Genomic DNA, 22237 nt, shown 5'->3' with positions numbered 1-22237 from the left:
TGTTTTGAGAAACCGGAGACTTGTTAACAGTCAAAATAAATGGAATAAGGCATGAACGAAGATCAATTTCCTAAAGCGTATGACCCTAAAAGTTCAGAGTCTGGGGTGTATTCGTTTTGGGAGCGCTCTGGGATGTTTATAGCGGATGCTAATAGTAAAAAACCGGCGTATTCGATAGTTATGCCTCCTCCCAATGTTACAGGGATCCTGCATATGGGCCACGCTCTTGTGAATACATTGCAGGACATGCTTATCCGTTATAAGCGTATGAAAGGATTTGAGGTTTGCTGGGTTCCAGGAACTGATCACGCAGGGATTGCTACGCAAACTGTTGTGGAAAGACATCTGCGATCTTCGCTTGGTAAACGACGAACGGATTTTTCTAGAGAAGAATTTTTGAAACATGTTTGGGAGTGGAAGGAGAAAAGTCAAAATGTCATTCTTTCGCAGCTTCGTCAGCTAGGGTGTTCTTGTGATTGGTCTAGGCAGCGGTTTACAATGGATCCTGAAGCCAATCGTGCTGTAAAAAAAGCTTTTAAAGTTTTGTTTGATAAAGGCGTTATCTATAGGGGATACTATCTAGTTAACTGGGATCCTATTTTGCAAACGGCTTTAGCAGATGATGAAGTCGAGTATGAGGAGCGAGAAGGATGGTTGTATTATATCCGATATCCAGTTGTGAATTCTGAGGAGTTTATTACGGTAGCTACTACACGTCCGGAAACTCTGTTAGGAGACACAGCGATTGCAGTTTCTCCTGAAGACGAACGGTATAGCCATTTGATAGGAGCTAAGGTAATTGTTCCTTTTGTAGATAGGGAAATCCCTATTATTGGTGATTTTTCTGTTGATGCGTCTTTTGGAACTGGAGCTGTTAAGATCACCCCAGCTCATGATAAAGATGATTATCGGACAGGGATGAATCATCGGCTTCCTATGATCAATATTTTGACTCCAACTGGAGAAATTAATGAGAATGGGGGGATTTTTACAGGCTTAGCTAAAGAGTCGGCTCGAGAGAATATTATCACTTCTTTAGAGGCTTTAGGCTTGTTTGTTCGGAAGGAAGCCTATTCATCTCGAGTAGGAGTCTCTTATCGTTCAGGAGCGATTATTGAACCTTACCTTTCAAAACAATGGTTTGTTTCTGTTGATTCATTCAGAGAATCTCTCAGAGAATTTGTAAATAGCAAAGAAATTAATCTTTTCCCTCCGGAATTCATTAGAAATTACCTTACTTGGGTAAATAATCTCAAAGACTGGTGCATTAGTCGGCAGCTTTGGTGGGGACATCGTATTCCTGTTTGGCATAATAAGCATGATGAAGAGTATGTGATTTGTTTCGATGGAGATGGAGTCCCTGAGGAGGTAGCGCAGGATCCTGAGTCATGGTATCAAGATCCTGATGTTTTAGATACCTGGTTTTCTTCCGGATTATGGCCTTTGACATGTTTTGGTTGGCCGGAAGAAAGTGCGGATTTAAGAAAGTTTTATCCTACCTCTGTCTTAGTAACAGGACATGATATTCTCTTTTTCTGGGTTACTCGGATGGTATTGATGTGTTCTGCAATGGTTGATACCAAGCCTTTTGCTGATGTCTTTTTACACGGATTGATTTTTGGTAAGTCCTATAAGCAGTATGATGACAATGGGGAATGGACTTATGTCTCTGGGGATCAGAAACGTGAGTATGATAAAGGGAAAGCTCTTCCAAAAAATGTAGTTGCTAAATGGGAAAAACTTTCTAAATCGAAAGGTAATGTTATTGATCCTATTGAGATGATCGATATGTATGGTGCCGATGCTGTGCGCTTTACGCTTTGCTCCTGTGCGAATCGCGGAGAGCAAATCGATCTCGATTATCGTTTGTTTGAAGAATATAAGAATTTCGTTAATAAGTTGTGGAATGGCGCACGGTTTATTTTCGGACATATTTCCGAGCTAACAAGTCGAGATTTAGAAGAAGGAGTCAATAAGGATCTTCTTGGATTAGAAGATTTTTATATTTTAGATAGGTTTAATGAACTATTAGCTCTTATAGATAGCCACTACAACTGTTATTCTTTCGATAAAATAGCTGCTTTAGCTTATGACTTCTTTAAAAATGATTTGTGCTCTACTTATCTCGAAATCATCAAACCCACATTGTTCGGAAAACAGGGTAATGACGAACAACGAGCTACTAAGCGCAAGCTTTTAGCGACTTTATTGGTTAATATTTTGGGAGTATTACACCCCATTGTTCCGTATATTACTGAGACGCTTTTCCAAAAGATAAAAACAACACTAGGTGTTGTAGGTGATGGATTAGGGGATGCTGTTACTGGACATGCTGTGAGTATGTTACGGTCTGAAGCCTGTATGATTGCAGGATATCCTCAACCTATAGAGCTGTCTTTCCCTCAGGGATTAAGAGAATCATTTGCTATAGCGGAAAAGCTGGTTTATACGATTCGTAATATTCGAGGAGAGATGCAATTGGATCCTAGGGATCTTTTACAAGCATTTATCATTAGTTCAGAGAAAAAGGAATTGCTCGATGCTTGTATTCCAATCATGTGTGCATTGGGAGGAATTAAAACTATAGAACAGCTTTCAGAAGCTCCAAAAGATTGTATTTTTAGTTTGGGGGTTGTGGAAGGAATTCAAGTGGGGGTAATTCTTCCTGCTGAACATCTTGCTAAGGAGCATGCACGTCTAGAAAAAGAAAAAATTCGTTTAGAGAATAGTATAGAAAGTTTGTCTAAGCTATTAGCGAGCGAGGATTTCCGAACTAGAGCTAATCCTAACTTGGTACAAGCTAAAGAAGACGCTCTAAGAAATAGCCGTCAAGAGTTGCAAAGTATTTTGGATAAAATAGCATCGCTTTAAAAGAGGCTTTTCTTTTGCAACGGTACGAATTAATTAGGCTAATAGGCAGAGGAGGCATGGGCGAAGTCTATTTAGCCCATGATAAGGCTTGCTCTCGTAGGGTAGCTCTAAAGAAGATACGTGAAGATCTGAGTGATAATCCTTTGCTGAGGAAACGCTTTCTTCGGGAAGCAAAAATAGCCGCAGACCTCATACATCCTGGTATCGTTCCTGTATACTCCATATGTAGTGATGGCGAATCTGTTTATTATACAATGCCTTATATAGAGGGATTCTCTTTAAAACACTTATTAAAGAGCGTTTGGCAAAAAGAGATCCTTTCCAAGGAATTGGAAGAAAAAACTTCTGTGAAGGCTTTTCTTCCAATTTTTGATAAAATTTGTGCCACTGTAGAATACATCCATTCAAAGGGGGTTTTACATCGGGATTTAAAGCCGGATAATATCCTGCTGGGCTTGTTTGGAGAAGTCGTTATTGTTGATTGGGGAGCTGCTATCTTTAAGCATGCTAAAGAGTTGCAGCAAGAAAAAGATGAAGAAGGTTTTTCTTCATATGGTCAGAAAAATATCTGTTATTCCAGTATGACAGTTCCTGGAAAGATTGTGGGGACTCCTGATTATATGGCTCCTGAAAGCTTATTAGGAGCCGAGGCTTCGGAGAAGACCGACATTTATGCATTAGGTCTTATCCTTTATCAAATGTTGACTTTATCTTTCCCATATCGGAGAAAAAAAGGGCGGAAACTGCCTTATGAAGACAGTATTTTGTCTCCTATAGAGATGGCGCCTTATCGAGAAATTCCCCCTTCTTTATCTCAAATTGCTATGAAAGCAATAGCTGTTGATCCTGTACAGAGGTTTTCTTCTGTTCAAGAGTTGCGTAAAGCTTTGCAGCCACATCTTCAAGGGGAATCAGAATGGACAACTAGAGATATTTTATCGACTAAGGATAGGAAAAATTGGAAATATTACGAACCGATTTTACTTTCCCGTTATTTTCCTGTATTAGCCAGCTCCCCGGCTCAGTGGTACAATTTTATGCTCTCTGATATGGAAGTGAATTCTTCCGTTCGTGTTGAGTGCTCGGTAACAAAAAGCTCTGTTCAAGAAGGAGTCGGTATTTTTTTCCCCCCTTCCAAGGAAGCTGATAAAGGAGAGTTTTATTGTGGTTATGGATTGTGGTTCTCTTCTCAAAATAACGAGCTCTCGGTCTCTCTTATCAAAAATGGAATAGAGATCCAGAAAGAATCCCAAGGCATTATTCCTCAACAGTCCCGTTTTGCAATCTCGATAGAAAAATCTAATAACAAAATTACAGTCTTTGTTGATCAAATCTTATTTATTTTACACATAGATTATCTTCCTAGTTTAGGGGAGCGTATAGAGATAATCATTCAAGATCTACAAGGAATTAGCAATATTACGATTTTAGAAAGCATTGGGGCGTTACGAGTGAGTTGCCTGGCTGTCCCTGATGCGTTTTTAGCTGAAAAATTATATGACCAAGCTGCTCGCTTTTATCGTAAAATCCGAGATTCCTTCCCAGGTAGAAAAGAAAGTTATGAAGCACAGTTTCGCTTAGGGGTGACTTTACTGACTCAGATAGAGGAGCAGGGCGGGGATCTCATGCAAGCTCTTAGCACTTTTGATCTTTTGCATGGAAGCACTGGAGCTCCATTGGAGTATCTTGGAAAGGCTTTGGTTTATCAGCGAAACGGCAGTTTTGTAGAAGAGATACGGAGCTTGCTGTTAGCTTTAAAAAGATATCCTCAACATCCTGAGATTCCTCGTCTAAAGGATCATCTTTGTTTCCGTTTGTATGATAGTCTGCATAAGCATCGCAGCGAAGCTTTAGTTTTCATGCTGTTAATTTTATGGATTGCCCCAGAAAAGATTGGTCTTCGAGAGGAAGAGCGTTTTCTCGAATTTCTTCATCATAGACAGCAATCCACTTTGTTCTGTCGTATAGATAAGACCCCTTTGCAGTTTAAGTCCTCTAAGATGGAGCTTTTCCTTAGCTTTTGGACAGGATTTACCTTATTCCTTCCTGAATTGTTTCAAAGGGCTAGAGATTTACGGGATTATCAAGCTCTTATAGATATCTTCTATGTTGTATGTGCTTCAGGGAATAAAGAAGTTTTCTCACAATTCGCTGAAGATTTAGCCATTTTCGTTGATGAAGTTGTTTTCCCCAAATCTTTGCACAATCAGAGGGGCGAAGAACTAGTGTTATTTGTCCAAGGGTTAGCGGCTTTGCAAAATAGAGAGTATAGGCAAGCAAAGGAGTTTATATCAGCAGTTCCTTTTGCCTTACAGCTGTATGCTTTGGATTTATTTAGCTTACAAGCCTTTATAGATGAAGAAGTAAAGGTGTTTTCTGATTTTCTACAAGATATCTACAATTCTGCTAGTGCAGAGGATCACAAGCATGTTCTAGTTTATATGATCCAAGTCTCTTTGTGGAATCAAGACTTGAAGCAAGCTTATGAACTGTTGAGCAAGAACTTTCCTCAGGATAAAGGGCTTATAGAGTATTCAGAAGCTTTTGTTCTTTGGGGATGCTATTTAGCCTTAACAGGAGATCGGAGCGCTGTTAAAGCGCATTTCTCTCGTTGTCAATTTAAGTACGGAAGATCAGCTTTGATTGGGAAATGTATTGATGATGATTCACTGGACTATTTAGAAGGACTTGTTTGGTGGGAAAAGAAAAAAACTCTTTTTCAAAGTTATTTCTTGCTTCGTTGTTTACATGCTCCGAAAGAACGGTACGAAGTTTACCGACAAGCCTATATTTCTATGGAAAACAGTTTTTTTGGATAAGGAAACAAGAAGAAAACGAGAAAAGCTTTCCCATATAAAAAAGAAACAGCTTTTTTAGTTTTTAAGGAAGACTCTCTTTATGATGAGAGTCTTCCTTAAATCATAACAAAGGCAACTACTCTGTTTTTGTTTTACACGAAAAGGAAATACAGCAAGGCAAAGTAGGATGGTGAAGAAAATTATTAATTTTCTTAAAAGCCAGACGAATTACCAATAGAGTCTGTATTAAGATGTAGGCGATGGCTAAAATTCCTAATCCTCCGAGGACAGCAACCCCAGCATTGCTTTTCCAGTGAACATCTGTTGTTTTAATACATAAATAAAGCGCAACACCTAGCCCTATAACAGGAATTAAGGCCAAAATAAAAAGCAAATGGGGGTTGACTTTTTCTTGAGGACGATCTGGTTCAGAATTTAAAGAAGAAGAGCTTGCAGATAATGTAATGTTGTTCATATTAATGTCTCTAAAAATAAAGGGATTATTGAAAGCGTTTCCCAATAAGGGTTAAAATTTTAGTTGATGGTTTTGCATTGTCTAGCACTGCAATAATGAATTATATTGGCTGCGCGCCGCCCTAGCGAGCAAAGCAACTCACTGACAACCCATATGGAGAGAATCACTATAGCAAGCAGCATAAGAATACCTAAGCCTCCTAGCATAGATAAGCTAAACCATAGTCCCCAAAATTTTCCAGAATTGCCCTTAATTTTGTTATAGACGAGCTCTGCTGCGGTAAAGAGACCTATAATAGGGAAAATTTTCCAAGATATTAGAAAGAAAATTTTTAAAATAATGCACGCGGTGCTGCAAAGCACTAGACGATCTACTTCTGATTTTTTAGAGACGGAAGAGCTGATTGATTTCACAGAATTACAGCGAGCTCTTGCTTGCCTAGGAGTGAAAGGACTGGAGGATCTTCCATCACCACTAGTATAATCACTTCTAAGGTTAGAAGAGGTCATTGACCCGTATGAGTCAGATATCGTCACAATAATCCATAAAATAGAAACTTAGGGAAAGAGTCTAGCTTGGGGGAGTTTTGTTTTGAAGTTTTTTTATATGCGAAGGGAGGGGGGGATGAAACGCGTTTTTCATTTTTATGAGAAAAAATGGAGCAGGTTTATATTTTCTGTTATTTTACAGGTTAAGAATAATTTCTCCCAACTTGCTATATGGTGGCAGGATGTGATTGCTAAACGTCCTTGAAAAGGATGGTATGGGGGGGGCAGGACTACTGTGCAAGGAAGGCGTAATCCCAGTCGAGAAACAGCTGCATTAGCCATCACAATAGCATCAAATTTTTGCTGATCCAAGAGTGCCAATCGAGTTTGGATGGTTCCGCGAATATCTGTGATAACAGCAGAGGGGTATAGAGAAGAGATAAGTGCTCTTCTGCGATCAGAAGAGCACCCGATGCGTAATCGGGATGGGAAAGGCTGCAATAGATATTTTTCTTGAAATACCAAGATATCTCGAGGATCTATACTTGCTGTAATGGCAATGACCCTTGCCTTTGGTTTTTCTGGAAGATCTTTAGCAGAATGTATGGCAAGATCACATTTCCCAGATTGAACAAGAAAATCGATATCATCTGTAAAAAAACCGGTGTTTTCTACGGAATGTAAGGGGGTGTGTTGGTCAAGATCACCTTGTGTTGTTTCTGTGATAACCTGCCCCCATAACCTAGGGAAAAATGTTTGGAGTCTTCTTAGGCATTCATGGGCTTGTAGAACGGCTAAAGGAGACTTCCGAGATGCTAAACGTAAAGGGATCTTCCCTAAACAAAAATCGGATAGAAAAGGGTCATTGTAGTAGGCGGACAGCATCTTTAATTGTTTTTACTCCAATAATATCAATTTGATCCAAATATTCTTTAGGTAAGCCTTTTATTTGCCCAGAGGGCATGACGATACCCTTAAATCCCATGATAATGCTCTCTTTTATGCGATGCTCTATATGTGTGACGTGACGAATCTCCCCGCCCAGTCCAATTTCCCCAGTGTAGGTATAATTCTTGGGTAGGTAGCGATTATATAGAGAGGAGACAACTGATAGAACCGCTCCCAAATCTGCAGAAGGTTGGGTAATTTTTAAACCACCGGCTATCGAAAGAAAGACATCAGACGTGTATAACTTGACATTCGCTCTTTTTTCTAAAACAGCTAAGAGTAAAGAAAACCGATTAGGATCAAATCCTGAAGTTTTCCGTACTGGATTAGAGAAAGGAGAAGAAGAAACTAGAGCTTGCACTTCTACAAGAAGCGTTTCAGATCCTTCTACAATAGGGATAATTGTCGAGCCTGTTGTTTCCACAACTTTTTCTTGTAAAAAGAACCCTGAAGGATTTTCCACTTCATGCAGCCCATCCGTTTGCATAGATAAAATTAATAACTCATTTGTTGGGCCAAAACGATTTTTGACAGAGCGGATCATGCGATAATTGGTGTGCGCATTGCCTTCAAAATAAAGGACGGTATCTACTAAATGTTCAAGAATACGTGGTCCTGCGATTTCCCCTGATTTAGTAACATGCCCAATAATAAAAGTCGTAATTTGTTTTTGTTTTGCAATATGCATGAGTTCTGCTGTAGTTTCTCGAACTTGAGCAACTGATCCTGGAGCAGAGCTTAGTGATGGGGAAAAAATAATCTGAATAGAATCAATGATTAGGATATCAGGAGCAAGATCGGAGATCTGTTGCTTGATATCTTCAAGGTTTGTTTCTGGAAATAGAAAAATATTGCTGCTAGAGATTTGTAGGCGTTGTGCTCGTAATGAAGTTTGGGATACAGACTCTTCTCCACAAACATACAATACTTTATAGCCTTGCTCAGCAAATTGCGAAGAGATCTGAAGTAATAAGGTGGATTTTCCTATTCCAGGTTCTCCTCCTAGTAAAGTAAGACTACCACATACAGTTCCCCCTCCAAGAAGGCGATTCCATCCTTTGGAACGAGTGGAAATTCTTATCTCTTCTTGAAATTTTACAGTGTTAAGAGGAACTGGAGTTGTAGAGCTGAGAGGATAAGAAGAGGTTTTCAGTTTAGAAGAATGTATTTCTTCAACTAAAGTATTCCATTGAAAGCATCCAGGGCATTGTCCTAACCATTTTGGAGAATAGGAGCCGCATTCTGAACATGCCCATTGTGTTTTAATTTTTGTTGTCGTCATGTGTTGATAACGCCTGTTTAGCTGCAAGTTTTTCTGCTTCCTTTTTTGATCCAGCAAAGCCCTCTCCCCAAAGTTTTTCATTAACGAAGACTTGTACATGGTATCCAGGAGTGCCATCTTCGGATGACCAAGGAAGAGCGATATATGTAGGAAGAACCTTTAATGTCTGCTGAGTGAATTGTTGTAAGCGATTTTTAGGATTAACTAGCATTAGAGGTAGTATAGCCTCTTTATTGGGAAGTAAAGGAACGATAATTTGTCTTGCGGGAGCTAGTCCACCATCTAAGTACACAGCGCCTAAAATGGCCTCGAATAGGTTGGCATAGGCAGAAATTTTTCCTCGATGACTTTGCATTTTTTCACCGCGACCGATCAAGAGGTGTTCGCCCAGAGATAATTTTTGCGTATAGTTAAAACATGCTTCAGCATTCACCAAAGCTGATCTTGTTGTTGACAAAAGCCCTTCATTCAAAGAGGGGAAGAGGAGGAAAAGGTGTTCAGTGACGACTAATCCTAAGACAGCATCCCCAAGAAATTCTAAACGCTCACTATCTTCCCCGTCAGAAGGAAACTCATTCCGATACGAGGGATGGGTAAGAGCTGTGACGAGAAGCCGTGGCTGAGAAAATGTAAATTTTAATTTAGACTCTACGGCCTGAATATTTACGGTACGCTGCATAACTATTTTTTAAGAATACAAAATCTAAAATGTCAACCGGGTTTTTATAGGCGGAAATACTCTTAAAGTCTATAGTACTTTCGAGTTTGGTCGCTTAAATTAGATGAGTATGAGGTCTGTTTTACACCTAGAGCATAAGCGTTATTTTCAGAATCACGGAAATATCTTGTTTGAAAAGATAGCGCCCGTTTCTGATTGCAAGAAATTGGAAGCAGAGTTGAAGCAGTTCTTGAAAGAGGTCGCTGTCGCAAAAGATAGATATCTTCAGCGTTGGAGGGAAAATGTTTACCGGTCCCTTCCTGGAGTTCATGCTATAGTAAAAAAAGCGCGCTTAGATAGGTTGGCTGCTGAACTTGTTCATCGTTCGAAGGTTGCTTTGGTTAAGGATCTTTGGATGCAGGCTGAAGAAGAGATCTTTTTTGAAGACTGTGATTGCGCTGTTGTACTCTGTCTATCAGGAGAGAAAGCGGGATGGGCCCTTTTCTTTACAGGAGAGTACCCTCAGGGGGTTCTTGGTTGGGATCCAAAAGCGTCGGTTATCATTCTTGGGTTTTCTTCGGCAGGATTTCCTAACTAGTTCTTTCAAATTTTCATTTCAATTTTGCTTGCCATAAGCAAAATTTTTACAAAAACGGGGTGCTAACGTATAGTCCTGTTTGTCTACTCTTGCTTAGTATTTGTCAGAGTTGGGATGAGTGTTTTGCACTGATCGAAAGGGTGTTCTATGGAAATTCCAAAAAAGAAAATTGAGGAAATGTTTGATCCTCAAACTGCCAAAAATATTTTATCTTGGTTGCAGGATAATGCATGTGATAACACCTTGATTTTAGATTTACTGGATAAGGACCCTGAAAAATTAAAAGAACGGTTCGGAGATATTTTAACTTTTGGGACAGCCGGATTGCGCAGTCTTATGGGAGTGGGCACAAATCGGTTAAATGTGTTTACCGTCCGCAGAGCCACGCAAAGTTTAGCTCAGGTACTAAAGCAACGATATCCTGATGAGGATATCAGTGTTGTGGTTGGATATGATACACGACACCATTCTTTAGAGTTTGGACAAGAGACAGCGAAAGTTTTGGCCGGGAATGGTATTCTTACTTACTTGTTTCAGGTGCCTGAGCCCTTAGCGCTTGTTTCTTATTCAGTTCGAGAATTTCAAGCTAAAGCTGGAGTTATGATCACAGCATCACATAATCCTCCTGCTTACAACGGCTACAAAGTATACATGTCGACAGGAGGGCAGGTTTTGCCCCCAATGGATCAGGAAATCGTGAAAGAATTTCAAATGATTGATCAAGTATTGTCAGTGGATACTTTAGATCACCCTTGTATTCGTTTGATTCAAGAGGAAATAGAAGCTGATTACGAGAAAGCCTTACATCAACTGCAGTTATGTAGGGAAGACAATCGTCAGCACGGTTCTTTACTACGGATGAGTTACTCTCCATTACACGGCACTGGAGTGTCAATGGTCCCAAGGATTTTGAAAGACTGGGGATTCTCTTCGGTCTGTTTAGTTGAAAAGCAGATGATTCCTGATGGGGATTTCCCTACTATAGTTCTTCCTAATCCTGAAGATCCGGAAGCGTTGGTTCTGGGTATTCAGCAGATGCTAGATCAGAAGGATGATTTGTTCATTGCAACAGATCCTGATGCAGACAGGATAGGCATTGTTTCTTTGGAAAAAGATGGTCCTTATCGGTTTAATGGTAACCAGATAGCATGTTTGTTAGCAGCTCATATTCTCAGTAGAGAATCTCAAAAAGCTCCTTTAGGGGTTGAAGATAAGGTAGTCAAAAGCATTGTAACAACAGAACTTTTGACGGCCATTACTGAGTCGTATGGAGGTAGTGTTGTTAATGTTGGAGCTGGATTTAAATATATAGGCGAGAAAATAGAATTATGGCGGTCTGGTATGGAACGCTTTATTTTCGGAGCCGAGGAGTCTTATGGGTATTTGTATGGTTCTCATGTAGAAGATAAAGATGCAATGATATCTGCAGCTCTCATTGCTGAAACAGCTTTACAGCAGAAACTGCGCGGATATACGTTGCGAGATGCTTTGTTAGAACTGTATGAGATCCATGGATATTATGCTAATTTAACAGAGTCTATTGATCTCCCTGTGGATCAACCTAATCAAAAGCAGGAGTTATTAGAGCGTTGGGAGACTCAGGATCCTCTTTATATGTCTTTACCTGGTCGCAAACTGGTTGCCTTTGAAAATTATAAAACTGGAGAAGGGTGTGATCTAGTTACAGGAATTACATACAAATTAGCCTTACCCAAAATGTCGATGCTTTGTTTCTACTATGAAGGATCGGGTAGAGTGATTGTGCGTCCCTCCGGAACAGAGCCAAAAATAAAGTTATACTTTGAATTAAAACACCATTTTTCAGAATTTTCTAAAGAGCGTACGGTTCGAGAATCTCGAGAGAAAGAAAGTTTTGAGGCGTTAGAGAATTTTGTTAAAGAAACAAAAATGCGTCTTTTTCGTACCTAGAATCTACAAATAAAACGGAGAGCTCTTGACAGTGAATATTTTATTGGTGTTCTATAGGGATTCGTCTGTTTAGCTTGCTAGCAGAATAAGCTGGATAGTGGGATAGAAACTTTATTTTTTAGGATGGCTATGGTTTTTTCTTCTTATAAGCTTCCCGATTTACCTTATGATTACGATGCTTTGGAACCTGTAATTAGCGCGGAGATTATGCATCTCCACCATCAAAAACATCATCAAGGATATATAAATAATTTGAATGAAGCTTTGAAAAGCTTGGATGTAGCAAGTGCTACTCAGGATCTCACGGGATTAATCGCAATTAACCCAGCTTTGCGTTTCAATGGCGGGGGGCATATTAATCATTCATTGTTTTGGGAAATGCTAGCGCCACAAAACAAAGGCGGAGGGACTCCACCTCGTCATGAGTTGCTTAAGTTAATAGAAAAATTTTGGGGCTCTTTCGACAATTTTTTAAAAAATTTTATTAGTTCTTCTGCTGCCGTACAGGGATCCGGCTGGGGTTGGTTGGCTTTTTGTCCCAAAAAACAAGAGCTTATGATACAGACCACAGCAAACCAAGATCCTCTAGAGGCTACAACGGGGATGATACCTCTCCTCGGAGTAGATGTGTGGGAGCATGCGTACTATCTCCAGTATAAAAATGCAAGATTGGATTATTTAAAGAATTTTCCAAGTATAATTAACTGGGATTATATAGAGAGTCGTTTTGTAGAAATGAGTAAGTAATAATTTTATTATTGATTGGTTAAGAAGAATTAAAATAAAATTATTGCTCAATTTTTTGTAAAGAGGATGGTTTGTGCGTTTATTTTCTTATGATAAACCAAAGATCAAAGTGCAAAAAATAAAGACCGATAGTTTCAATGGCTGGCTAAAATGTACGCATTGTAGCGAGATGATCCATGCTAATGAGTTAGGGCAGAACTTTAATTGCTGCCCTAAGTGTTCTTACCACTACCGCATTAGTGCTTCAGAGCGGATAGCTCTGTTGGCTGATGAAGGTTCTTGGAATCCTTTGTTCTCAGAATTAAAATCTCAAGATCCTTTGCATTTTGTTGACACAGATACCTATTCTAATCGCTTAGAGAAAGCTCGAAAAAATAATCCTGATAGCGAAGGAGTTTTAGTAGGGAACTGTACGATTGGAGGGCATTCCGTCGCTCTGGCCGTTATGGATTTCAGCTTTATGGCAGGTTCCATGGGTGCAGTTGTTGGAGAGAAATTGACTCGTTTAATAGAGAAAGCTATAGATTCTAGATGGCCTGTGATTATTGTTTCTGCTTCGGGAGGAGCTAGGATGCAAGAATCTGTATTCTCCCTAATGCAAATGGCCAAAACCTCCGCTGCTTTGGCCAAATTACATGAAGCCAAGCTTCCTTATATTTCTGTTTTGACCAACCCTACTTCTGGAGGAGTCACTGCCTCATTTGCTTCCTTGGGAGATGTCATTATTGCAGAACCTAAGGCTCTTATTTGCTTCGCAGGGCCACGAGTGGTTTCTCAAGTAATAGGAGAAGATCTTCCAGAAGGAGCTCAGAAGTCTGAGTTTTTATTGGAGCATGGGATGATCGATAAGGTCGTGGAGAGAAAACAGCTCAAAGCAACTTTGGAAAGCTTGTTAAATTTTTTCAATTGTCAGGCGTATTCCTAAGGGCAAGACAAATCCTCTAGAAGTAGCTCTAAGACCTTTTAGGGGATTTTTTTTGTTGACAGATGACAAGCGAATAAAAGATCATGGGCGGCTCTTCAAAAATAGGGCCTTCTATGAAATTTTTCTGTAAATTAGAGTCGGGTAGCTCTTTACCTGAATACGCTACTTCCGGGGCTTCTGGTGCTGATGTCCGCGCAAATATTAGTGAGCCAATAGCCATTTTACCTGGACAACGAGCTTTAATTCCTACTGGGATTTCTGTGGATATCCCCCACGGGTATGAGATTCAAGTGCGTTCTCGTAGCGGGTTGGCCGTCAAGTATGGCGTTATAGTTTTGCAGTCTCCAGGAACTGTAGATGCGGATTATAGAGGAGAAATCCGAGTTATTTTAGCTAATCTTGGGGAGTCCACATTTATTGTTGAACCAGGGATGCGCATAGCACAACTTGTTGTGGCAAAAGTTGAACAGGTATCTTTTGTCGAAACTCAGGAAGAGTTGACTGCCACAGCGCGGGGAACCGGTGGATTTGGGCATACTGGGGAATGTTAAGATGTCTTGCATTTCCGACCATGAGCCAGCTTTTACTCTAAGTTCATTACTCTCATCGGATTTAGTCGCTTTTTTGCATTCAGATACTCGGGAAGACATTCTCTTTGAACTCTCAGAATTGGCTTTTAAAGCTGGTTTTCTGGAGGATAGGGAGAGTTTTTTTCGCGCTTTGCTGGCTAGAGAAAGAATCATGTCTACGGGTATCGGGATGGGAGTTGCGATTCCTCATGGGAAAATTGACGGAAATGCAGATTTTTTTATCGCGTTAGGTATTCATTCTGAAGGTGTCTTATGGGATGCCATAGATGGGTTGTCCGTGCGTCTTGTCTTTCTTATTGGAGGACCGTCTGATGCTCCTTCGAAATATTTGAAATTGTTATCAGCATTAACACAATCTTTACGAGATGAAGCTAGAAGGTCACAACTTCTACAGGTGCAAACTGTTGAAGAAGTGATGAGCATTTTTCAGGAGTCTAGTTATGGATTTGCGATTAGATGAATTAGCTGTATTATTGGACGTTGCGGAAGATTCTATTCGGCAATGGGTGTCTTTCGAGGGGATTCCTAGTTACAAAATCAATGATGAATTGCGCTTTAATAGAGAAGAAGTTGAGGACTGGCTCATCCATAATCACGGGGTTATTGTGGCTGAGAAGGATAAGAGGGAATCTAAAGATTTGTCTCTTAGATACAGTCTTTACCGAGCTATTTACCGAGGAGGGGTCCTTAAAAACGTCCTTGTAGATAGTAAAGAAGAAGCCTTACAGCATACAGCTAAGTATATAGCTAATAAGTTTGAGTTGGATTCTGGAGTACTCTTCGAAATGCTTATGCATCGGGAGAGCCTTATGTCTACCGGTATTGGAGAGGGGATTGCTTTGCCTCATGCCAAAGATTTTTTGATTAATATTGGATATGACATTGTTGTTCCTGTTTTCTTATCCCAGAGCATTGAATACGGGGCTTTGGATGGTAAGCCTGTTGATACTATGTTTTTTCTCTTTGCAAACCAAGATAGACATCATCTGAATTTAGTGAATAAAATTGTGCATTTGGGAATGTCTTTAGAAGCTCGTCTTTTTCTTAAGGAACACCCGGATCAGCCGCAGCTTTTAGCTTTTATTAAGAATTGGGAAGCTCGAATTCATTAAGTTACCAATAAAAAAGAATTTTACGTCCAAGTTGTGAAAAAAGCTTTAATGTTGCTATGGTGATCCCTAAGGTGGATCTAGGAGAAAGTGCCGTCATGATGGGTTATAAGCTTACTTCGCAACTCGCTATGCTCTCAATCTTGTTGACTTTCACTCATAGTGTAGGTCATGCGAATCAAGTGAGCCAAGCTCTTCCAGCTGCTATAGAAGCGCAAGCGACTTTGGAGAAAACTGAAGAGCCTCTGCAAGCAGAAACAGATATTGCTGTTCAGGCTGTTGAGGAACTTCGTGAAACGGTTGCGTCTTCGGGCAAATCTTCGAGCAAACGCAAATCTTTAGGTAAATCTTATTCTAGCTTGGTTCCTAGTAAGCGGGCTGTCTTTTCCTATATTACAAGAGGGTTCTCTGGAAGCCGTGATCAGCGCTTGGTAGCAAAAAAAGGGAAAAATGTCCAAGGACAGAAACCAAGAAAGGGATTTCGGTCTAAAAAGGAGAGGATTGATTGCCTGTGTAATGATCATAAAGAAGATAAACAGAATCTTCTTAGGGGCGAACAAACAGAGGAACTATGTCCTAAAGCTGCGGCAGTTGCTGCAGCACGAGCTTCTTTGTCCCCAGAAGAGAAACTTCAACTCATACGTGAATGGTTAGCTGAAGAGAAGACCGCTCGTAGGTCTGGTCGTGCGGCTTGTAAAGTAAGTGAGAAGATCAAAAGAGATGGACGTATTACTTCAACTTTACGTTACGATGCAGAAAAAGCTTTGGCTACGAGAGTAAAACGTAATGAAAACTCTGTCAGTCCTAAAGCAAGACAGAGAGCTTCTCAAAGAACTAAGAAAATAGTGGAAGAGAAAGCTGCTAAGGGAGATAAAGCTAAGACTTCCGAAACGGCTCCTAAGAGAGAGTCTAGTCAAGAAAGAGAGCATACAGCTCCGGAGAATTATTTTGCGGCAACAACTTCAGCAAATAATACCAATATTGCGTCTTATTTGAATGCTCGCCAGTATCGTTGTGATTCTTCAGGAACAGATTGGCCTTGCTCTTCTTGTGTTGCAAAACGCCGAGCAAATTTTGGTATTTCGGTATGCACAATGGTGGTTACCGTGATTGCTATGATTGTTGGGGCAGTGATTATTTCTAATGCCTCAGATTCTACAGTTGCTGGGTCTGGATCTACAGGGGGAACTGGAGGAGGTTCAACCCAACCTTAATAGAAAGGCTAAGAAAAGAGGGCTAATAAGCTCTCTTTTTTGTTTTTATGAATTTTTATCGATCCAACACATACTGCGCTAACTGTTGTAATTCAGATAAGATATTTAAAAGGCGGTAAGTTTCTTGGTTTGCTCTGGCTAAGTCCATCATGCTTAAATTGGATTCGTAATAGGCATTTTCGGCACGGTTTTCTAGAGCAGCTAAAGATCTTTGTGCGGTTTGGAGTTGTAGTCTTACTTTTTGGAGGGCTGCTTGGCATTCCAAAGTTTTGTAGCTCATACAATTGTCTACAAGAATAGATAGCTGTTCTTCAGTACAAGCCTCACTAGCTCTCCATAAATCTTCTAATGCTAGATGTTTAGATGGCTTCCATATAGAAAACATATCCTCTTTATTAGAACCAGACTGATTAGCCTTTTCTCTTCGTTGTTTAGCAGCCTCAATGCCTTTATTTAAAATTTCTTGAAAGCCGTCGTTCTCAGAATCTGTTTGCTGGGACTCTGTAGCGCCTGAATCGTTATCAGTGTCGTTATCAGTGATGGAAGAACCGAATCGGTAGGCTCTTTTTTCTAATTGAGCACGCAACAGCTCGTCGTTTCGTAGAGCCTGTTCAAAAGCTGAATTCAATATATCGTATTGTTTTGTTAAGTCACCAATCTTCAATTCAAGATCAGCATGTTCAAGGAAAATGGGCTGATTCCATTTAGTTGTAATCGCTTCATCTAATAAAGTTTCATGAAGATGTGACAGAAGCTGATGTTGATAATAAGCCATGGAGTTCAAAACATCCGGGCCGATAGTTTTTTGAATATCCTCAGCCAGCTGTTTTCTATTTATAGAAGACCGTTCTAGCAAGTACCGAATGCCTCGAGCCATAAGAAAGGCGGCTATTCCTAGTGACAAGGATGCTAATCCCAAGGCAGCTATGATAGGAAGGCTAGGAGGAAGAAAGATAACAAGGCTCGCTACTGCAGCAATCACTCCTAAGGATAAAGAGACTTTCAAGATTGTATACAGAGTGTGGCTGGTTCGACTGAGTGTATTTGCCTTAATAGAAAAGACTCCTCCAGATCTAGGTAAAAGCCTGATCATATTAGAAGTGATTTGCGTGAGTATACGGTTCTTCCTAAGTAAAGGAGTATTCAAGTAACGATTATAACGTTCTTCTCCCTTGTAGAGTTGTTCCCTTTGGTACAGAAGAGACCGTATTTTTGCGAAGCGATTAGAAATGCTTTCAATAGTTTGATTGATAGATTTGTATTCCGTTCCGAAAACCTCTTTTAAAAGCTCCTTTTCTGAAGGATGGACTGTTAGGTCAAGCTGGGAGAACTGTTGGACTAGCTTTTCTAAGGTATCCCAGTTATTTCCTCGAAAATTATTTGTCGTCAGGTACTGAACGTGTTCAGTACCAGTGTCTAAAGGGAGAGAGTCAGCCAATTGTTTTTGTTTTTTATGAGCTAGAGCTTTTTTTGCTGAATAGATTGCAATAGCCGAAGATAAGAGGCCGGTTACTGCAGCAATTCCTCCAATAGCAGCAAGAGGAATCACGGCTCCTCCGGAAAGTGCGGCTATACATCCGACTAAAGCGATAAGAGACAGAGAAACCAAGACTATTGCGGTAATGCGTAGAGCCTTAGCTACTTTTGGATGTTTATCTGAGAAAGAGCGGTTTATTTGTAAAGGAAATGTTCTAGGTGTATGCTCGGGTTGTCCAGCTTTAAAATAAACCATAAAAAGATACTCTAATAATTAAGAATTTTATTTTAGAATAGTTGGATTTTTTTTGACGGCATTAAAAAATTTTTTTGTAAAAATTTCTTCTCTAAGAAAGCTGGTTTTTTTGATCTCTTCTTTTTGCTAACATAGATGCCTTGTAATTGTATTTAAACTTCAATAAACCAAAGACGTTCCCTAGGTTCATTGTGCGTAAGACTGTTATTGTTGCTATGTCCGGAGGAGTAGATTCCTCTGTTGTTGCTTATCTCCTAAAGAAACAGGGGAAGTATGATGTTATTGGCCTCTTTATGAAAAATTGGGAGGAACAAGATGAAAATGGTGAATGTACTGCAACAAAAGATTTTCTTGATGTAGAACAAATAGCTGAACAGCTGTCCATCCCTTATTACACAGTTTCATTCGCTAAGGAATATAAAGAGAGGGTGTTCTCTAGATTTCTTAAAGAGTATACTAATGGTTATACCCCCAATCCCGATGTATTGTGCAATCGAGAGATAAAATTTGATTTATTGCAGAAGAAAGTGCGTGAGCTGAAAGGAGACTTTTTAGCTACCGGGCATTATTGTCGGGGAGGGTTGGATGGAACAGGTTTGTTTAGAGGGGTAGATCCGAATAAAGATCAGAGTTATTTTTTGTGTGGGACTCCCAAAGAAGCTCTATCCAATGTTCTTTTCCCTTTAGGGGGAATGTATAAAACAGAGGTTCGTCAGCTTGCTATAGAAGCTGGGTTGGCAACTGCAACAAAAAAGGATAGTACAGGGATTTGCTTCATAGGGAAAAGGCCTTTTAAGAGTTTTCTTGAGCAATTTGTGCCAAATTCCCCCGGAGATATTGTTGATTTCGATACTCAGAAAGTAGTCGGCTGTCACGAAGGAGCTCATTATTATACGATTGGACAGCGAAGGGGACTAAACGTAGGGGGAATGGAAAAGCCTTGTTATGTTCTCGGTAAGGATATGCAAAAGAATGTGGTTTATATTGTGCGAGGAGAGGACCACCCTTTGCTTTACCGGAAAGAACTTATAGCCAAGGAACTTAATTGGTTTGTTCCATTGCAAGGTTCGATTACATGCAGTGCTAAAGTGCGGTACAGATCTCCGGACGAGAAATGCTCTGTGTATCCTTTAGAAGATGGGACTGTGCAAGTGGTATTCGATATCCCCGTGAAAGCCGTCACCCCTGGACAGACAGTAGCCTTTTACCAGGGGGACGTTTGTTTAGGAGGAGGAGTAATTGCCGTGCCTATGATTCATCAGCTGTAACAGAGGCGGGGCCATCCCCCTCTACAGCTAAAGCAGAAATTTCGTCTTCCCGCTCGAAAATAACACGCTCTTCTATTAGGCGAGCGCATAATTTTCTTGCTTCTTGTCGGCACGACTCTTTCAATAGCATCTCTGCTAAAGGATCTTCCAAGTACTGCTCCACTACACGTCTTAATGGTCGGGCGCCCATTTCTGGAGAATGTCCTTTATCTACCAAGAATGAGACCACCGAATCAGGAATATTAAGAGCCATTTGGTGGTTTTGTAGACGAGATCCCAGTTTATTAATTTCTAGATGAATAATTTCAGAAAGGGCTTCCTTCTCAAGAGGTTTAAAGATAACACTTTCATCTAGACGGTTGATAAATTCTGGTTTTAGATGCTTTTTGACTGCAGCATCTATTTTCTCTTTGATCACTCCATAATCCATATGGGAACGAAGACCAAAACCTATCTCTCCAGTCTTCCGAATTAAATCAGCTCCCAAATTGGAAGTCATAATAATAATGGTATTACGGAAATCAATCTTGCGTCCAAAGGAATCCGTTAGACGGCCCTGTTCAAGAATCTGCAACATAAGATCCATAATATCTGGATGAGCTTTCTCAATTTCATCAAAGAGAACAACACAATAAGGGCGACGGCGAACCTGTTCTGTCAAATGTCCGCCTTCTTCGTGACCTACATATCCTGGAGGAGATCCCATCATTTTGGTCGCAGCAAACTTCTCCATATATTCGGACATATCTACTTGGATAAGAGAATCTTCTCCTCCAAACATTTCAACAGCAATTTGTTGAGCTAGCAAAGTTTTCCCAACTCCAGTAGGACCTAGAAATAGGAAGGATCCCATAGGTCTATTAGGATCTTTAATGCCAGTTCTTGAACGACGAATAGCTCGACAAATACTAGCAACAGCTTGATCTTGGCCAATTACTTTCTTTTGTAGAGTATTCTCTAGCATTAATAATTTTTCGCTTTCTGCTTCTGTTAAGCGAGCCGCAGGAATACCAGTTTGTACTGAAACCACTTGAGCAACAGCTTCCTCATCAACAGGAACTTGATGTTCTTCTTTATTTGATTCCCACTGTTGTTTCATGTTGCTTAGTTTTTCTCTAAGCTTTTTCTCTTCATCACGAAGGCTGGCAGCTTTCTCATATTCTTGAGTTCCTATAGCCTGTTCTTTAGCCTGTTTGGTGCTTTCTATTTCAGCTTCTAAACGTAAAAGCTCCGAAGGTTGCCCCATTGTATTGACACGTACACGAGCTCCAGCTTCATCTAAAAGGTCAATAGCTTTGTCGGGAAGAAAGCGACCGTGAACGTATTGGTCGGATAGTTTAGCAGCAGCAACGAGAGCTTCATCGGTGATGAAGACATTATGATGCTCTTCATATTTTTTCTTCAGGCCTCTAAGAATTTCTACAGTCTCATCAACACTGGGTGGTTGAACAACAATTTTTTGGAATCGACGTTCCAAAGCAGCATCTTTTTCAATGTGTTTTCGATATTCATCTAGAGTTGTAGCCCCTATGCACTGAATTTCTCCACGAGCTAAGGCTGGTTTCAAAATATGGGAAGCATCTATCGCTCCTTCAGCAGCCCCTGCGCCAACAATGGTGTGAAGCTCATCAATGAAAAGAAGAATATTGCCATGCTTACGGACTTCATCCATAACTGCTTTGATTCGTTCTTCAAATTGACCTCGATATTTGGTTCCAGCTATCATCAGAGCCAAATCTAAGGTGATCAATCGTTTTTTACGAAGAGCTTCAGGAACTTCTCCAGAGACAATTTTTTGGGCTAATCCTTCAACGATAGCTGTTTTACCTACACCAGCTTCTCCAATTAAAACTGGGTTGTTTTTTCTACGACGACAAAGGATCAAAATTAATCGTTCGACTTCTGCAGATCGACCAATAACGGGATCTAGACGAGCCTCTTTGAACATTTCTGTTAGGTCATATCCATACGCTTTGAGAGCGGAAAGCTTTTCAGGTTTATCCCCACCTAAAGAATGTCCTCCTAAAGAAGAAGATTTTGAAGAGGAAGACGAAGAACTATTCGTGTTTCTTGGGGTAATAGAGGAAGAAGGAGGGAGCTGCAAATTAAACGTTTCTAGCTCTTTTAAAATTTCCTTTCGGATTTCTTTAGGATCTATATGCAAGTTTTCTAAAACTTGCAGAGCCACACCATCAGCTTGATTGAGAATTCCGAGTAAAAGATGTTCTGTTCCGACATAGTTGTGTTCTAAAATAGAGGCTTCTTCATTAGCTGATTCAAAAGATTTTTTCACTCTACCTGTTAGAGCTGGATCTCCATACACTTGGATCTCCGGTCCATACCCAATGAGTCTTTCTACTTCGTTTTTTGCTGTGTCGAAGTCAACGCCAAGAGTGCGTAATACATTAACAGCCACTCCTTGGCCTAGTTTTAGTAATCCCAATAAGATGTGCTCGGTTCCTAGATAGTTGTGATTGAGTCGTTGAGCTTCTTTTTTCGCCAACTTAATCACTTGCTTTGCGCGATTGGTAAACTTCTCAAACATAAAAACCTGAATATGGCGAGGTGGAATACTCTTCAGCATATACGACATTTATGATAATGA

Annotated in this window: 17 protein-coding genes and 1 pseudogene; 12 read left to right on the top strand and 6 right to left on the bottom strand. The window is 40.2% G+C overall.

Going from position 1 to position 22237, the window contains the following annotated elements; translation table 11 throughout:
- Positions 1-51 precede the first annotated feature (51 nt).
- A complete protein-coding gene (locus TC_RS02915; RefSeq protein ID WP_010230885.1) occupies positions 52-2871 on the top strand; it encodes a valine--tRNA ligase in 2820 nt (939 codons plus the stop codon).
- A 14-nt stretch (positions 2872-2885) separates the two neighbouring features.
- Positions 2886-5690 carry a serine/threonine-protein kinase PknD gene (gene pknD, locus TC_RS02910; protein WP_010230882.1) on the top strand — a complete coding sequence of 935 codons (2805 nt, stop codon included), beginning with the start codon at positions 2886-2888 and terminating at the stop codon, positions 5688-5690.
- A gap of 115 nt (positions 5691-5805) precedes the next feature.
- On the opposite strand, the gene TC_RS02905 is transcribed toward pknD, so the two are convergent.
- A complete protein-coding gene (locus tag TC_RS02905; protein WP_010230878.1) occupies positions 5806-6144 on the bottom strand; it encodes a hypothetical protein in 339 nt (112 codons plus the stop codon).
- Positions 6145-6483: 339 nt separating this feature from the next.
- On the opposite strand from TC_RS02905, the gene TC_RS04860 reads away from it, so the two are divergent.
- Positions 6484-6627, top strand: coding sequence for a hypothetical protein (locus TC_RS04860; RefSeq protein WP_155102807.1), 144 nt, complete (start codon positions 6484-6486; stop codon positions 6625-6627).
- Between the two features lie 161 nt (positions 6628-6788).
- On the opposite strand, the gene TC_RS02895 is transcribed toward TC_RS04860, so the two are convergent.
- Genes TC_RS02895 through rnc form a run of 3 tightly spaced genes read right to left on the bottom strand, consistent with a single transcriptional unit; the run spans position 6789 to position 9541 of the window.
- Positions 6789-7517, bottom strand: a complete 729-nt coding sequence (locus tag TC_RS02895) for a hydroxymethylbilane synthase (protein ID WP_010230871.1) — start codon at positions 7515-7517, stop codon at positions 6789-6791.
- Positions 7495-8862, bottom strand: a complete 1368-nt coding sequence (radA, locus tag TC_RS02890) for a DNA repair protein RadA (RefSeq protein ID WP_010230867.1) — start codon at positions 8860-8862, stop codon at positions 7495-7497. Before radA ends, TC_RS02895 begins: the two co-directional genes overlap by 23 nt.
- Positions 8843-9541 (bottom strand): ribonuclease III, encoded by a 699-nt coding sequence (gene rnc, locus TC_RS02885; RefSeq protein WP_010230864.1) that lies wholly within the window; start codon positions 9539-9541, stop codon positions 8843-8845. Before rnc ends, radA begins: the two co-directional genes overlap by 20 nt.
- 109 nt (positions 9542-9650) lie before the next feature.
- On the opposite strand from rnc, the gene TC_RS02880 reads away from it, so the two are divergent.
- The 8 genes and pseudogenes from TC_RS02880 (at position 9651) to TC_RS02845 (ending at position 16632) form a co-directional block, all read left to right on the top strand.
- Positions 9651-10118, top strand: coding sequence for a DUF5070 domain-containing protein (locus TC_RS02880; protein ID WP_010230859.1), 468 nt, complete (start codon positions 9651-9653; stop codon positions 10116-10118).
- 147 nt (positions 10119-10265) lie between these two features.
- Positions 10266-12047, top strand: coding sequence for a phospho-sugar mutase (locus TC_RS02875; RefSeq protein WP_010230856.1), 1782 nt, complete (start codon positions 10266-10268; stop codon positions 12045-12047).
- A 129-nt stretch (positions 12048-12176) separates the two neighbouring features.
- A complete protein-coding gene (locus tag TC_RS02870; RefSeq protein ID WP_010230850.1) occupies positions 12177-12794 on the top strand; it encodes a superoxide dismutase in 618 nt (205 codons plus the stop codon).
- Between the two features lie 73 nt (positions 12795-12867).
- Positions 12868-13849: pseudogene (gene accD / locus TC_RS02865) on the top strand (acetyl-CoA carboxylase, carboxyltransferase subunit beta).
- On the top strand, positions 13833-14270 hold the full coding sequence (gene dut, locus TC_RS02860; RefSeq protein WP_010230843.1) for a dUTP diphosphatase: 438 nt from the start codon (positions 13833-13835) through the stop codon (positions 14268-14270). Before accD ends, dut begins: the two are co-directional and overlap by 17 nt.
- A gap of 1 nt (position 14271) precedes the next feature.
- Positions 14272-14769, top strand: coding sequence for a PTS sugar transporter subunit IIA (locus TC_RS02855; protein ID WP_010230840.1), 498 nt, complete (start codon positions 14272-14274; stop codon positions 14767-14769).
- Positions 14750-15421, top strand: coding sequence for a PTS sugar transporter subunit IIA (locus TC_RS02850; protein WP_010230839.1), 672 nt, complete (start codon positions 14750-14752; stop codon positions 15419-15421). The genes TC_RS02855 and TC_RS02850 overlap by 20 nt, the downstream gene beginning before the upstream one ends.
- A gap of 56 nt (positions 15422-15477) precedes the next feature.
- Positions 15478-16632 (top strand): hypothetical protein, encoded by a 1155-nt coding sequence (locus TC_RS02845; protein WP_010230838.1) that lies wholly within the window; start codon positions 15478-15480, stop codon positions 16630-16632.
- A 55-nt stretch (positions 16633-16687) separates the two neighbouring features.
- Here the strand turns inward: TC_RS02845 and TC_RS02840 are convergent, their stop codons facing one another.
- Entirely contained in the window at positions 16688-18364 is a 1677-nt protein-coding gene (locus tag TC_RS02840; protein WP_010230837.1) for an inclusion membrane protein IncM, read from the bottom strand.
- A 191-nt stretch (positions 18365-18555) separates the two neighbouring features.
- Here TC_RS02840 and mnmA point away from each other — a divergent pair, with 191 nt between their 5' ends.
- Positions 18556-19632, top strand: a complete 1077-nt coding sequence (gene mnmA, locus TC_RS02835; RefSeq protein ID WP_010230836.1) for a tRNA 2-thiouridine(34) synthase MnmA — start codon at positions 18556-18558, stop codon at positions 19630-19632.
- Here the strand turns inward: mnmA and TC_RS02830 are convergent.
- Positions 19613-22177, bottom strand: a complete 2565-nt coding sequence (locus TC_RS02830; RefSeq protein WP_010230835.1) for an ATP-dependent Clp protease ATP-binding subunit — start codon at positions 22175-22177, stop codon at positions 19613-19615. The genes mnmA and TC_RS02830 overlap by 20 nt on opposite strands.
- Positions 22178-22237: the final 60 nt, after the last annotated feature.

Origin of the sequence: Chlamydia muridarum str. Nigg (assembly GCF_000006685.1) — a bacterium.
Lineage (GTDB): Bacteria > Chlamydiota > Chlamydiia > Chlamydiales > Chlamydiaceae > Chlamydia > Chlamydia muridarum.
The sequence above is the reverse complement of the archived record's forward strand: the minus strand, read 5'-3'. Positions and strand labels throughout refer to the sequence as shown.

Excerpts from the sequence above, each read along its gene's own strand:
- TC_RS02915 (WP_010230885.1), top strand. The coding sequence starts at position 52 with ATGAACGAAGATCAATTTCCTAAAGCGTATGACCCTAAAAGTTCAGAG.
- TC_RS02905 (WP_010230878.1), bottom strand. The coding sequence starts at position 6,144 with ATGAACAACATTACATTATCTGCAAGCTCTTCTTCTTTAAATTCTGAA.
- TC_RS04860 (WP_155102807.1), top strand. The coding sequence starts at position 6,484 with ATGCACGCGGTGCTGCAAAGCACTAGACGATCTACTTCTGATTTTTTA.
- TC_RS02895 (WP_010230871.1), bottom strand. The coding sequence starts at position 7,517 with ATGCTGTCCGCCTACTACAATGACCCTTTTCTATCCGATTTTTGTTTA.
- radA (WP_010230867.1), bottom strand. The coding sequence starts at position 8,862 with ATGACGACAACAAAAATTAAAACACAATGGGCATGTTCAGAATGCGGC.
- rnc (WP_010230864.1), bottom strand. The coding sequence starts at position 9,541 with ATGCAGCGTACCGTAAATATTCAGGCCGTAGAGTCTAAATTAAAATTT.
- TC_RS02880 (WP_010230859.1), top strand. The coding sequence starts at position 9,651 with ATGAGGTCTGTTTTACACCTAGAGCATAAGCGTTATTTTCAGAATCAC.
- TC_RS02875 (WP_010230856.1), top strand. The coding sequence starts at position 10,266 with ATGGAAATTCCAAAAAAGAAAATTGAGGAAATGTTTGATCCTCAAACT.
- TC_RS02870 (WP_010230850.1), top strand. The coding sequence starts at position 12,177 with ATGGTTTTTTCTTCTTATAAGCTTCCCGATTTACCTTATGATTACGAT.
- dut (WP_010230843.1), top strand. The coding sequence starts at position 13,833 with ATGAAATTTTTCTGTAAATTAGAGTCGGGTAGCTCTTTACCTGAATAC.
- TC_RS02855 (WP_010230840.1), top strand. The coding sequence starts at position 14,272 with ATGTCTTGCATTTCCGACCATGAGCCAGCTTTTACTCTAAGTTCATTA.
- TC_RS02850 (WP_010230839.1), top strand. The coding sequence starts at position 14,750 with ATGGATTTGCGATTAGATGAATTAGCTGTATTATTGGACGTTGCGGAA.
- TC_RS02845 (WP_010230838.1), top strand. The coding sequence starts at position 15,478 with ATGGTGATCCCTAAGGTGGATCTAGGAGAAAGTGCCGTCATGATGGGT.
- TC_RS02840 (WP_010230837.1), bottom strand. The coding sequence starts at position 18,364 with ATGGTTTATTTTAAAGCTGGACAACCCGAGCATACACCTAGAACATTT.
- TC_RS02830 (WP_010230835.1), bottom strand. The coding sequence starts at position 22,177 with ATGTTTGAGAAGTTTACCAATCGCGCAAAGCAAGTGATTAAGTTGGCG.